This is a genomic window from Mesorhizobium sp. Pch-S, assembly GCF_004136315.1.
In the GTDB taxonomy this organism is placed as follows: Bacteria; Pseudomonadota; Alphaproteobacteria; order Rhizobiales; family Rhizobiaceae; genus Mesorhizobium.
The window spans coordinates 3,799,616-3,813,065 of sequence record NZ_CP029562.1; the positions used below are offsets into that span (position 1 = coordinate 3,799,616).

Genomic DNA, 13,450 nt, shown 5'->3' on the forward strand with positions numbered 1-13,450 from the left:
GGGTGCGGCGGTAACCCCGCCACGTGCTCTACAGGAACCGAGACATGGGCAAGGTAACAGGTTTTCTCGAGATCGACCGGCAGGTGCACAAGTACCAGCCGGCATCCGACCGTATCCGGCATTTTCGCGAGTTCACGCTGCCGATGTCGCAGCCGGAAGTCGAGAAGCAGGCCGCGCGCTGCATGGATTGCGGCATTCCCTTCTGCCACGGCCCGACGGGCTGTCCGATCCACAACCAGATCCCGGACTGGAATGACCTTGTCTACAACGGCGACTGGGACGCCGCGATCCGCAACCTGCATTCGACCAACAACTTCCCGGAATTCACCGGCCGCATCTGCCCGGCGCCGTGCGAGGAAGCCTGCACGCTGAACCTGGAAGACATTCCGGTCGCCATCAAGACGGTGGAGCAGGCGCTGGCCGACAAGGCTACGAGACCGGCTTCGTGCGTCCTTATCCGCCGGAAAAGAAGACCGGCAAGAAGGTTGCCGTCATCGGGTCGGGCCCCGCTGGCATGGCCGCGGCGCAGCAGCTCGGCCGAGCCGGCCATGATGTGCATGTGTTCGAGCGTGAGAGCCGTCCCGGCGGCCTGCTGCGTTTCGGCATTCCCGACTTCAAGATGGAAAAGCATTATATCGACCGCCGCGTCGAACAGATGGCCGGGGAGGGCGTGACCTTCCATTGCGGCGTCAATGTCGGCGTCGACAAGAAGGTCGAGGAACTGCTCGCCGAATATGATGCCGTTCTCTACTGCGGCGGTTCGGAAACGCCGCGTCCGGCCGGTATTCCTGGCGACGATCTCGAAGGCGTGCATGACGCGATGCCTTACCTCGTCCAGCAGAACAAGCGTGTCGGTGGCGAGGACATCCAGTCGGTCGCCTGGGCGTCGCAGCCGATCGTTGCGTCCGGCCAGCATGTCGTGGTTGTCGGGGGTGGCGATACGGCTTCCGACTGCGTCGGAACGGCGTTTCGCCAGGGCGCGGTGCGTGTCACTCAGCTCGATATCCGCCCGCAGCCGCCCGAGAAGGAAGACAAGCTTGCGGTCTGGCCTTACTGGGCGACCAAGATGCGCACCTCTTCCAGCCAGGCCGAAGGCGCCGAACGCGAGTTCCAGGTCGCGACGCTGGAATTCATCGGCGAAGACGGTCAGCTCACCGGCGTCAAGTGCTGTGAGGTGGACGAGAAGCGCAAGCCGATCCCTGGTACCGAATTCGTCATCCGCGCCGATCTCGCTTTCATCGCCATCGGTTTTGCCGGCCCGATCGAAGGCGCTGTGACGGCTGAGCTGGATGGCAAGCTCGACATCATCACCGATGTGCGTCGTTCGAAGAATGTCGCGGCCAACGACGTCGACTATCGCACCAACATGGACCGGCTCTATGCCGCCGGCGATATCCGGCGAGGCCAGTCGCTGGTGGTATGGGCGATCCGTGAGGGCCGTCAGGCGGCGCGCGCGATCGATGAGGCGCTGACTGGCGCGAGCGTGCTGCCGCGCTGATCTGCTCCGCGGGTGGGTTTTGGGAGACGAACCCGCGGACGTTTGCCATGTTCGTGGCAGAGGCGTGCGGTTTCGACAGGTTCGAGAGCCGCTGCCTGCTTATGGCTGCAAGGCGCCGGTCTTGTCTGGAGCAGCCGGCGTTCCTGAGGCAGCCGGTGCCGGTCTTGCAGACCCGCCAAAGTCATCTGCACGGCCTGGCGATGCGGCTGGGGCAATACCCTGGACGGCCAGTTTCTCGCCAGGAAGGATGAGGGCAGGCTTTGTCGGCTGCGTTGCCCCAAGCAACTCCGTCCCCCCATCGAGCGCCGGATCGCCAAGCGCGATCGGGTCGGTGCGATCGACCGGCATAGGCGCCGCCGGGGTCGGTGGCAGACCCGAGGGCAGAGGGCCGGCCGGCAAAGATGCCGGGGCCGTCGGCGTCGACAGGCCGAGGATCTTCATCAACGGTTTTTCGGCATAGAAGGCCAGCTTGCGCTTGCCGCCGCGGGTCAGGTTGATGCCGTCGTCGGCGCGCAGGCGCACCGGCTGGCCATTGACGTCAGGGCCGGTGGAGACAAAAGCGCCGTTCTCGTCGACGAAGCCATCCCAGATGTCGACGAATTCGCCATTGTAGGTCTCGGCCGCCGCGCGATAGATGCCGTTGAAGGCCAGCATGTCTGCGGTCATTTTCTGTGTCTTGAAGGCCGGCATGCCGACCCAGAGATAGGGAATCTTGGAAGCTGCCAGAGCCTTTGCAAGCGCCTCGGTGCGCAGCTCATAGGCCTTGGTCCAGACTTCCGTGCGCGGCTGCTCGCGTTCTTCCCCCACCTTCATCTGCTGGCGGTCGTTCGATCCCATCATGATGATGACGGCTGCCGGTTTCTCGGTCGCCAGTACACCCGCGATCTCCTGTGGCCAGTTATAGACGTCGTCGCGCACGAAGCCGGAGGAGCCCCTGGCCTTGTCGACGACGCGGATGGCGGGATTGTTGGCAAAGACCTCATTCAGCCCTTCGGCGAGACCGCTCGCGATGAAATCACCGATGACGAGGATGGTCCGGGCATCGGTTGTCTTCTCGACCACCGGCACCTGTGGCTCGGCCGGCTTGCGCACGACAGGCTTCTTCTTTTTCGGACGTGCCGGGAAGCGGTCTTCCGGCAGCGGCGCTACACGCTCGCTGCGGCGCGGGAAGAAGAGGTCGCGCAACGACCATGGCCGCGCTTCTTCTTCCTGGGCAAAGGCCGGGGCATGGACCGTGGCAGCGGTGCCGACCAGCAGTACGGCCGCCGCAACGAGGAGGAACGGCAGCCGGCGTAGTCTTGCCATCAAGCGCGTTGCCGCTGCCAAGCTGCCTCTCCGTTTTCCGATATGGACGACCCGTTCCGGCCGGATCGCCCTGTTCCCCAGATGCTGGGCGCGCTTACCGCCGCCGCAGGGTCTTCAGCACTTCCATGCTGGGATTGCCATCCGGGGTCAAGCCAAGCTTGGACTGATAGGCCATGATGGCATCCTTGGAAGCCTGGCCGATCTTGCCGTCAAAATTGCCGCTGTAGTAGCCGTGATCGGCCAGACGCTGCTGCAATTCCTGCTTTTCGGCAAAACTCAGCTTGGTGAACGGCCTGCTCCAGTCATTCACAAGCGTGCCGTAGCCGGCAATCTGGTCGGCCAGCAGGCCAACCGCGAAAGCATACTTGTCGGCGTTGTTGTAGCGCTTGATCACCTGGAAGTTGCGGGTAACCAGGAAAGCAGGGCCTTCGCGACCGCCTGGCAGCTTCAATTCAGCCTTGTCCGCGCCATTCCTGAACGGCTTCCCGCTGGCGCGGGCAATGCCAAGCGACTGCCATTTGGCGAGCGACATGGAGCCACCCGGCATCTTGCCGTCAGGCAGGGCCACTTCGTAACCCCAGGTCTTGCCGGATTGCCAGCCATTCTTCTTCAAAAGATTGGCTGCGGTCGCCAGCGCATCGGGCACCGAATTCCAGATGTCGCGGCGGCCGTTGCCATCGAAATCGACGGCATAGCTCTGGTAGCTGGTCGGGATGAACTGGGTATGACCCATCGCGCCGGCCCACGAACCTTGCAGATGGCTTTCGTCGATGTCGCCGGTCTGCAGGATCTTGAGTGCCGCGATCAACTGGGTACGGGCGAATTTGGAGCGTTTCTTGTCGCCATAGCCCAGGGTCGCCAGCGAACGGATGACGTTGCGCATGACATCGGTGCGCTTGAGCATCTCGCCGTAGTTGGATTCCATCGACCAGATGGCAAGCAGGATGTAGCGGTCGACGCCGAAACGGGCTTCGATCTTGTCAAGCCACGGTTTCCACTTGCGAGCCATCGCCTGGCCGTTGGCGATCGACTGTTCATGCACCCGGTTGTCGAAATAATCCCAGGCGGGAGCGGTGAATTCGGGCTGGAAACGCGCCTTTTCAAGCACTTCCAGATCAGGATCCCTGATGTTGCGGAATGCTTCGTCATAGATCGCACCCGACACGCCCGATTGAACGGCGGTGGCGCGGAAGGAAGCGACCCAGTTGCGGAAGCCGGCATCGGCTTGCGCTGGCCCGGTCGGGATCAGCAGGGCAATCGACAGCGCCGTCGCCGTGGCAAGACCGGCAAGTCGTTTAGAGCGATTCCAGCAAAAGTGCGCAGCGGTTTTGCGTCCGGAATTGCGCAAAACCAAAGAGCTAGAGCGTACCCGCGTTTTCGCAAAGAACGAAAACGCTCTAGCGGCGGTGCGAAAGGGCATCATGTCCTCCATTTTCATCGCAGGAAGAGCATTCATGGCCGAACTCGGTTAGGATTTGGTTTACCATAGAACGGCCGGACAACAAAAACGCGACCGATAGAAATTTTTGACAGGAGGCGCCCAGCCGTTCATTAGAGGGTTTCCGCCGAGCGGAAACACGGAAACACTCTAACTCCTTGTTTTTGCGCAATTCCGGACGCAAAACCGTTGCACACTTTTGCTGGAATTGCTCTAGTCTTCAATTCCGGCATGAAAATGTCCCGGCAAAAGGGTTATCCCCGCAACGGATGATGGATCTATGAGAAAAGTCAGAAAGGCAGTTTTCCCGGTCGCAGGCCTCGGCACGCGCTTTCTCCCCGCCACCAAGGCCATTCCGAAGGAAATGCTGACCGTCGTCGACAGGCCCGTCATCCAGTATGTGGTCGATGAAGCACGGGAAGCCGGCATCGAACATTTCATTTTCGTCACCGGCCGCAACAAGGCGGTGATCGAGGACCACTTCGACGTACAGTTCGAGCTTTATGACACGCTCGCCCAGCGCGGCAAGGATCAGGTGCTGGAGCGTTTGCAGCGCCTGCAGCCGGCACCCGGGCAGACCTCGTTTACCCGCCAGCAGGTGCCGCTGGGCCTCGGCCACGCCGTCTGGTGCGCGCGTGAACTCGTCGGCGACGAACCATTCGCCCTGCTGCTGCCCGACATGATCATGCAGTCGCAGAAGAGCTGCATGAAAGACATGGTCGAACTCTACGAGGAAACAGGCAACAACATCATCGCCGTCCAGGAATGCGACCCGGCCGAAGCGCACAAATATGGCATCGTCGGTCGTGGCGAGGACACCCACACCGGCTTCCGCATCACCGAGATGGTCGAGAAGCCGAAGAAGGGTACTGCCCCGTCGAATTTCTACATCAACGGCCGTTATATCCTGCAGCCGGAAATCTTCCAGATCCTGGAAAACCAGGAGCGCGGTGCCGGCAACGAAATTCAGCTGACCGACGGCATGCTGAAGCTGATGAACAGGCAGTCGTTCTACGGCTACCACTATCGTGGTCGCACCTTTGATTGCGGCTCGCCGGAAGGTTTCGTCGAGGCCAATGTCGCTTTCGCGCTGTGGCGCGAAGGCACTGACAGCAGCATGGCCGGTGTCATCCGCGGGCTGCTGGACGAATTCGAGAGTGCCGGGATCAAGACGTCCGCCGTCTGAGAGCGATCGGCCGGGTTCATAGCCCGGTCGATGCCTTTCGAGGCGAGTGGCAACGCAGACTGTCGCCTACCGCTGGACGGTGAGGCCGAGATAGACGCTGTTGGTCTTGCTGTCGCGGCCATCGATGCTGCTGGTCAGTCGCTCGTGACGCAGATAGGAGGTCAGGCCGAGATAGCGGTTCAGCCACCATGTCGCGCCGACCTGCGCGCTGTAGATCAGGTCATGATCGCCGGTGCCCTTGTAGTCACGATAGGACAAGCCCAAGGCGGCGTTTCCGGTGAGATTGGCACGCATCTCGCGCTGCAGGGTGACACTTGAATTGTAGAGCACCGAACCGCTCTGGCCGGGCGTGGTGGTGTCTTCCAGAACGGTCTGGCCATTGAACCCGACGATGGTGCCGCGTACCGGCGACCAGCGCAGATCCGCGGCCACTGTCGCTCCCGACACCGGGAGCAGGCGACTGTCATCGAAAGTCTGGCGCAGCCATCCGACGGACATCTCGCCGTTCAGCTTCTCGCCCAGGTTGAGCTCCACGCCGCCGCGCAGGCCGAGACGCTTGGACGAGCGTTCATAGCCGTTGAGGTCAACTGTTTCGTCAAAGGTACGGCGGCCAATTTCGACCTCTGCAAACGGGGTCAGTGCCGGCGAGATCTGGTAACCGCCGCGCAAGGTGGTGGTGTAGAGCGTCGAGTTGCGGGTTTCCTGGGACTGAATGGTGCCATCGCCAAGCGTTGCATCACCGAAGATGCTGCGCTCGGCCGCGCCGGTCAGGCCAAGGCGGAGCTTGCCGACATCCTTTTGCAGGGCGAGGCTACCTTCGAAGGTCTTGCGCTGGGGCTGCGTGATCGCACCTGGCACGCCCTCGGGCGAAGTCGCGCCTTCCGGTGCCGTATCAAAACCAAGCCTGCCGATGGCACGCCAGTCGTGATCGAGATCGACATTGAGCGTGCCCTGGAGGTTACCGCGCCATTCCTTGAGTTCCTGACCAGAAATGCTCTTCTGGTAGTTGAAATTGCCGTCGATGGTGGCCGAATTGGTTGCCCAGTCAGATACCGCATTGAGGCGCAAGGTGCTTTGCGAAATCGTGGCAGAGCGACCGGAAGCGCTGTTGTTGGCGTTCGAAGTAGCAAGCACGCCCTGTTCCAGCGAAGGCCTCAGCGTAAAGCTGCCGGCTTTGATCCCGAGCGGCGCATAGGGCGTGTCGTCCCGCCGCATGGCTCCGCCTTCGATTGCTTCGGTGCGGGCAGCGCGCGGATCGAGAGGAGCGCGATCCGCCGAGTCGATTGTTCCGGTGCGGACGACGCGATCGACTTCCTGCTCCGCCTCTGCCGCTGCGGCCGCGGTGCCAGGGCGACGAGGCGCGTTGCGCCGGGTTGCTGCTCGATTGGCCTGGTCCCCGTCTTGCGCGGTTGCCGCTCCGTTGCGGCCGCGCTGTCCGGCGGCGATGCCCTGAAGATTGGCATCGGCGGGCTGTCTTGCCGTAGCCCCGGCCCGGCGACGTGGTGCTGTGGCTGCCTGATCCGCGAAAGGGTCGGCGGCTTGCGCAGTCCCCGGCCCGTTTAGGCCGGCTGCTCCAGGCTGAACAGGATTGTCGGCGTTCAGCTGGCCGGGACCGGCAAGAGGCGTGCCACCCAGTGCGTCGGGGTCGTCCGGCAAAGCGCCTGGACTGGCAGGCTGATATGCCCGGTTCGGGATTCCCTCCGAAGGCCCTGTCGCTGGTGGCAAAGCACCCGGCGTGCGATTGAGCGGCGGCAGACCGTTGGCGCCGAGCTGCGCTGCCGGTGGCAGTCCGCCAGGCTGATTCTGCGTGCCGACCTGCTCGTTCAGCGGACCGCGCAAATCAAGTTGTTGGGCAAAGGCAGATGATGCCAGCAGCATAGGCAAAGCCGTTGCGGCCAGCAGCAAAGCGCCGGCGGCCGTCTTTCCTTGGCTGCTTCTGTCAGGCTGGGCCCGCGACATCGTTACCACACGTTTGTGGCGCACACCCCTGGCGCCATGCTTACCGAACCGTAAATTGGGATGGTTAATGGAGTGTTAGGTTCGAGTGCTGTTGGGCCGGCAAACGAATGAAATGGACAGACGGACGCGGAAAGGATAATCGCTTCGTCCATGCATGCTGCAAGCTTGAAGAAGAAGCCAGCGGATCGTCAGGCCGCCATTGCTTCGGCGCTTAGAACCGTGGCCACCGAACAGGCCGGACTGGCCGCGCTCAGCACGGCGCTGGAGAACGGCCTGGCCGAACCGTTTGCGCGCGCTGTCGATATCCTGTCGCGCATCACCGGTCGCGTCATCGTCACCGGCGTCGGCAAGAGCGGTCATATCGGTTCCAAGATAGCCGCCACTCTGGCTTCCACCGGTACGCCGGCGTTCTTCGTGCACCCTGTCGAGGCCAATCACGGTGATCTCGGCATGATCGCGCCTGACGACGCGATCATCGCGCTGTCATGGTCGGGTGAGAGTCTGGAGCTGAAAGGCATCATCGACTACTCGCGGCGCTTTTCGATCCCTCTGATCGGGCTGACATCCGGCGAAAAATCGGCACTGGGGCGCGCGGCTGACGTGGTTCTGGCGCTGCCCAAGGCTCAGGAGGCCTGCCCGCACGGCCTGGCTCCGACCACCTCGACGCTGCTGCAACTGGTGATGGGTGATGCTCTGGCGATCGCGCTGCTGGAAGCGCGCGGATTCACGCCGGATCATTTTCGCACTTTCCATCCCGGCGGCCAGCTCGGCGCCAATCTGACGCTGATTTCCGAGATCATGCGCACCGGCGACCAGATTCCACTCGTTTCGCTCGGCACCAGGATGCCGGAAGCGGTGATGACCCTGGCGCAGAAGAAAGTCGGCTGCGTGTGTGTCATCGATGGCGACGGCAGATTGGCCGGCATCGTCACGGACGGCGACCTGGCTCGCAATCTGCATCGCAATCTTGGTGAGACGACAGTCGAAGAAGTCATGACCCGCACGCCGAAAACGGTCGAGCCGCAAATGTTCGCCGGCGCGGCCATTGCCTTGCTCAACAAGCACAACATCAGCGCGCTTGTTGTGGTGGAAGGTGGAATGCCGGTGGGCGTGGTGCATTTCCACGATCTGCTGCGCATCGGCGCAGCCTGATCTGTTCTAGGTAAGTAGGCAACGCGTGGCAGCGTTGCCTGTTTGCGGGTTCAGATCTTTTCGACGGTCAATTCCAGGTCCGTTTCCGCCGCGCCCGTTACCCGAACGCGCGCACCGGCTGGCAGGTCAGGTCCAGAGACCCGCCACAGCGTGTCGCCGAGCTGGATGCGGCCGCGGCCTTCGCGGATCGGTTCGGCCAACGTTGCCGTACGACCGATCATCTGTTCGCCACGCCGGTTGAGCAGCGGCTGGTCGCTGCTCTCGCGCCTGCTGCCGAAGAAGCGCTTGCCGGCATAGGCAGACACAAGCGACAGCCCGAGGAAAGCCAGCACCTGCACCTGCCAGGTCCAGAAGGCGGTGTCCCATAGCATCAGCGAGGCCGCCCCGATGAGCAGCGCGGCTATGCCGATCCACACAAGGAAGACGCCGGGGGCGAGAATTTCCGCCACCAGCAGCGCGAAGCCGAGAACCATCCAGTTCCAGGGGCCGAGTTCGAGAAGAAGCCGCTGCAGCATGGCCGTGCTCCGCAATCAGCTTTCGTTCGGACGCACCAGCGGCGGGCGCGCCGCCTGCCGCTGCGTTCCCTGGCCGTCGCCCTTGAACACTTCCTTGGCGATCTCGCCGATCCCGCCCAAGGTGCCGATCAGCGACGAGGCCTCCATCGGCATCAATACGATCTTGGAATTGCCGGCCGTGCCGATCTTGGCGAGTGCTTCGGTGTATTTCTGCGCCACGAAGTAGTTGATTGCCTGCACATCGCCCTTGGCGATGGCTTCCGACACCACCTGGGTGGCGCGTGCCTCTGCCTCGGCGGAGCGCTCGCGCGCTTCAGCGTCGCGGAAGGCGGCTTCGCGGCGGCCTTCGGCTTCGAGGATCTGTGACTGCTTCAGGCCCTCGGCGGCCAAAATCTGTGCGCGCTTGTCGCGTTCGGCCATCATCTGACGAGCCATGGAGTCGACCAGATTGGCCGGCGGGTTGATGTCCTTGATCTCGACGCGGGTGATCTTGACGCCCCAGGGATGTGCCGCCTCGTCAACAACGCGCAGCAGACGCTCATTGATGGCATCGCGGTTGGAAAGCAGCTCGTCCAAATCCATCGAGCCCATCACCGTGCGGATGTTGGTCATGGTCAGGTTGAGGATGGCGTTCTCCAGTCCAGACACCTGGTAGGCGGCCTGCGCGGCATTCAGGATCTGGTAGAAGGCGATGCCGTCGACACCGACGATGGCATTGTCGCGGGTGATGATCTCCTGGGTCGGTACGTCCAGAACCTGCTCCATCATGTTCATCTTGGCGCCGATGCGCTCGAAGATGGGATTGATGATGTTGAGGCCAGGCGTCAGCGTCTTGGTATAGCGGCCGAAACGCTCGACCGTGTGGTTGAAGCCCTGTGGCACCGTCCGGATGCCTTTGAAAAGCAGGATAAGGACCAGCGCGACCAGAACGACGATCGCAATGTCGAAACCCGTGAAACCGCTGAAATCCATTCGGCTCTCCCTCAATTGCCGACCCGTGGCGAAGCTCGTCTATCGGCTCGAAAATCGGCTTCGATCTTCGGCAACCCGATGCGCAGCTCAAAGGTGTCAAAGCGACCTTTCGCGCGTCCGAGTGGACGCATGGCACTCCAATACCTCACGGAACACTTAAGTGTGTTTCATGCTCGTTACAATCGGGTGAGAAAGTTCTGCTGGGGAATGCAGTCCGTCCGGCCTGAATACTTTGCGTCGTATCAGATCCAGCCTGCCAGTTCGCGCCGTGCCAGGGTCTCGATCACATCCATGCCTTCCGGACTGTCGTTCAGGCAGGGGATGTGAGCGAACTTTTCGCCGCCGGCATGCAGGAAAATCTCCTGTGCTTCCTGCGCAATCTCTTCCAGAGTCTCGATGCAGTCCGACGAGAAGCCTGGATTGACGACGGCGATGCGTCTGACGCCTTCCTTGCCCAGGCGTTCCATCGTCTTGTCGGTGTATGGCTGCAGCCATTCCTGTGCGCCGAAACGGGACTGGAAGGTGGAGATCAGTCGTGCTTCGCTCCAGCCCAGCTTTTCGCGCAGCAGTCGCGTCGTTTCCAGGCAGTGCTGCTGGTAGGGATCGCCCTTGTCGGCATAGGGCTTCGGGATGCCGTGATAGGAGGCGACCACCACTTCCGGTTCGAAGTCCAGCGTCGCGAGGTGCTTTTCGATCGAGCGGGCGAGGGCGTCGATGTAGACGGGTTCGGCATAATAGGGCGGAACGGAGCGCACAGCCGGTGCGCGCCGCATCGTCATCAGGGCGCGAAACAACTGGTCGTTGGCGGTGGCTGTCGTCGTTGCCGAATATTGCGGATAGAGCGGAAAGGTGAGGATGCGGTCGCAGCCTTGAGCGACCAGCTTCTCCACCACCGAGCGTGTCGACGGATTGCCGTAACGCATCGCCCAGTCGACGCTGACATTGGCAAGATCGCCCAGGCGCTGCACCAGTTTCTCGCCCTGGCCGCGCGTGTAGGTGCGCAGTGGCGATTCGTTTTTCTCGCGGTTCCAGATCTTGGCGTAGTTGGCACCGGATTTCCTAGGCCGCGTCGTCAGGACCAGGCCGTAGAGGATCGGATACCAGGCCCAGCGCGGCAGCTCGATAACGCGTGGATCGGACAGGAATTCGCGCAAATAGCGCCACATGGGCCCGTATTCGGTACCATCCGGGGTGCCGAGATTGATCAGCATCAGCCCGACTTTTTCAGGGCTGTCGTTTGTCAGGCTGCCAGCGGGCAAAGGAGCCTCGGTTTCGGTAGCGAATGTCATGCGCATCTAATTAACAGCGCCGGACGCGGTTTCAATGCCGCGTCTGGCCGCACCCCGAAGGTGTCGATCTCCCCGCAGAGGAGGAGATCGAGGCAGCATTCATTTTGCTGGTATCTTCAGGTCGCTTCCCACCAGCAGCCGATGCGGTTCCTGGCCGGGATTGGCGTGCGCGATGCGCCGCCATTTGGTGCCGTCGCCATAGGCTTTTACGGCGATATCCCAATAGGTGTCGCCCTTGACGATGGTGTGGGTACCGCCGGCCTGGACTGATGCCGCAGCTTCAGCCGGCTTGGCAGCTTCCGTCGGAGCGGCTTCGCTCGGTTTTGCTGCCGGTGCCTCGACCGCCGGCGGCGTGTTGGCAATGTCGTTGGACGCTGCAGGCGGAGCCGGCATGGCTGGTACGACCTCGGCAGGTGCCGAAGTGCCGCCTTGCGCGGCGTCCGCCGGTTTTGCCGCCTCGGACGGCTGCGCGGCATTCACCTCGGTAATACGGCCTTCCAGCTTCGGGGTGTACGGGCTGTGAGCGCCAATGTAGTCGGCTACGACCTGTTCTAGGCTCGGACCGTAGTCGTAGGCATCCTTGCCGTCGATGAACAGCTTGTAGCCGTCACCGCCCTGGCGGACATAGTTGTTGGTGGCGACGATATATTCCTTGGCCGGATCGATCGGCTTCCACTGGCCGCCTTCCATGACCTCGACCGACTTGATGCGGCCCGCATTGGCCGGCGCAGACCTGTCGAAGGAGTATTTGAGGCCGGCGACCTGCGGGAACTGGCCCTTGCCTTCTTCAACCCCCGAAACGCCGTGCTCCAGCGCGCCAACCACGGTCTTGCCGGGAATCTTGAAGGTGGCGACGGTGTTCTGGAACGGCAGGACCGTCAGCACCTCACCCATCGAGACCTTGCCCTGGTCGATCGAGGCGCGCAGGCCGCCACCATTGGTGAAAACGATCTCGACGCCCTGGCCCTTCACGCGGTCGAGCACCGCGTCTGAAACAAGGTTGCCCATGGCGCATTCGCGCGTCCGGCAACTTTCGCGGCTGCCGTCGATGGCGGCGGTGGTTTCGCCGACCTGCTTGGCCTTCAGTTCCTCGATAGGCGTGCCGAGTTCCTTGATGCGTGCGAGCACTTGCGGGTCCGGGATCACCGACTTGTCGAGCGGGATCGGGTTGCCGCTGGCTTCCTTGACCACGCCATTGTCGTCGAACACAACCTTGAATTCGCCCAGCAGCTTGGAATAGGAGGCGGCCTGGGTCACCGGGACCTTATAGCCGTCCGGGTTGTCGATCATCGTAGGGTAGGGGCCCTCGGCTTTTGGATCGGTGTTGGACAGCAGCGAATGTGAATGTCCGCCGACCACCACGTCGATGCCGGGGATCCTGGCGATCATCTCCTTGTCGCGCGGGTAGCCGACATGGGTCAGCGCGATGATCTTGTTGACGCCCTGGCCTTTCAGCTTCTCGACCTCGGCGGTGATGGTCTTGACGTCGTCCTCGATGGTGATGTTGGGGCCGGGAGTGGCGAGATCGGGTGTGTCATTGGTGACGGCGCCGATGATACCGATCTTCTGGCCGCCGACTTCGATGACGACGGACGGCTTGATGCGGTCGCCCACCTTGGCCGCTGCACTTGCTTTAACATTGGCTGAAAGCACCGGGAACTTGATGACGTCGAGGAACGGTGCCAAGGCATCTTCACCATCGTCGAACTCATGGTTGCCGACGGTCATGGCGTCGAACTTCATCTGGTTCAGGAATTCGGCCTCGGTCTTGCCCTTGTAGGTCGTATAGAAGAGCGAGCCTTGGAAGTTGTCGCCGCCATTGAGCAGCAGCACGTTCTGGCCTTCCAGCTTCTTGCGCTCGGCAGCAATCGCCGTGACAAGGCGTGCGGCGCCACCAAAGCACTCACCTTTGGTTTCTTCCTCGGCCGAACAGGTGGATTCGTATTTGTTGTTGCTTTCGATGCGGCTGTGCCAGTCGTTAATATGCAGGATGTTCAGCGTGTAGTCGGCAAAGGACATGCCGGCGCTCATGCCGAGTGCCGAGGCCGAAAGTGCCATGACGGCAGCGATCTTCTTCATTCCTGCTCTCCCGTTGCGTTCGTGATGCTTCGCCCAGGGCAATGATCGTGTCGAACC

9 protein-coding genes and 1 pseudogene are annotated in these 13,450 nt (G+C 62.1%); 3 read left to right on the forward strand and 7 right to left on the reverse strand.

Going from position 1 to position 13,450, the window contains the following annotated elements:
• Positions 1-23: 23 nt before the first annotated feature.
• Positions 24-1,498: pseudogene (locus C1M53_RS17850) on the forward strand (glutamate synthase subunit beta).
• Between the two features lie 99 nt (positions 1,499-1,597).
• On the opposite strand, the gene C1M53_RS17855 reads toward C1M53_RS17850, so the two are convergent.
• Both C1M53_RS17855 and C1M53_RS17860 read right to left on the reverse strand, forming a co-directional pair.
• On the reverse strand, positions 1,598-2,803 hold the full coding sequence (locus C1M53_RS17855; protein ID WP_245488188.1) for a DUF459 domain-containing protein: 1,206 nt from the start codon (positions 2,801-2,803) through the stop codon (positions 1,598-1,600).
• 94 nt (positions 2,804-2,897) lie between these two features.
• Positions 2,898-4,067, reverse strand: a complete 1,170-nt coding sequence (locus C1M53_RS17860) for a lytic murein transglycosylase (RefSeq protein WP_245488621.1) — start codon at positions 4,065-4,067, stop codon at positions 2,898-2,900.
• Positions 4,068-4,521: 454 nt separating this feature from the next.
• Here C1M53_RS17860 and galU point away from each other — a divergent pair, with 454 nt between their 5' ends.
• Positions 4,522-5,427 (forward strand): UTP--glucose-1-phosphate uridylyltransferase GalU, encoded by a 906-nt coding sequence (gene galU, locus C1M53_RS17865; protein ID WP_129413455.1) that lies wholly within the window; start codon positions 4,522-4,524, stop codon positions 5,425-5,427.
• Positions 5,428-5,493: 66 nt separating this feature from the next.
• On the opposite strand, the gene C1M53_RS17870 is transcribed toward galU, so the two are convergent.
• On the reverse strand, positions 5,494-7,305 hold the full coding sequence (locus tag C1M53_RS17870; protein WP_245488189.1) for an outer membrane beta-barrel protein: 1,812 nt from the start codon (positions 7,303-7,305) through the stop codon (positions 5,494-5,496).
• Between the two features lie 231 nt (positions 7,306-7,536).
• On the opposite strand from C1M53_RS17870, the gene C1M53_RS17875 reads away from it, so the two are divergent.
• On the forward strand, positions 7,537-8,538 hold the full coding sequence (locus C1M53_RS17875; RefSeq protein ID WP_129413456.1) for a KpsF/GutQ family sugar-phosphate isomerase: 1,002 nt from the start codon (positions 7,537-7,539) through the stop codon (positions 8,536-8,538).
• Positions 8,539-8,588: 50 nt separating this feature from the next.
• On the opposite strand, the gene C1M53_RS17880 is transcribed toward C1M53_RS17875, so the two are convergent.
• The 4 genes from C1M53_RS17880 to C1M53_RS17895 all read right to left on the reverse strand — a co-directional run bounded on the left by C1M53_RS17880 (position 8,589) and on the right by C1M53_RS17895 (position 13,393).
• Positions 8,589-9,053, reverse strand: a complete 465-nt coding sequence (locus tag C1M53_RS17880; protein WP_129413457.1) for an NfeD family protein — start codon at positions 9,051-9,053, stop codon at positions 8,589-8,591.
• Between the two features lie 15 nt (positions 9,054-9,068).
• A complete protein-coding gene (locus C1M53_RS17885; protein ID WP_129413458.1) occupies positions 9,069-10,025 on the reverse strand; it encodes an SPFH domain-containing protein in 957 nt (318 codons plus the stop codon).
• A gap of 242 nt (positions 10,026-10,267) precedes the next feature.
• A complete protein-coding gene (gene hemH / locus C1M53_RS17890; RefSeq protein WP_129413459.1) occupies positions 10,268-11,320 on the reverse strand; it encodes a ferrochelatase in 1,053 nt (350 codons plus the stop codon).
• Positions 11,321-11,413: 93 nt separating this feature from the next.
• Positions 11,414-13,393, reverse strand: a complete 1,980-nt coding sequence (locus C1M53_RS17895) for a 5'-nucleotidase C-terminal domain-containing protein (RefSeq protein ID WP_129413460.1) — start codon at positions 13,391-13,393, stop codon at positions 11,414-11,416.
• Positions 13,394-13,450: the final 57 nt, after the last annotated feature.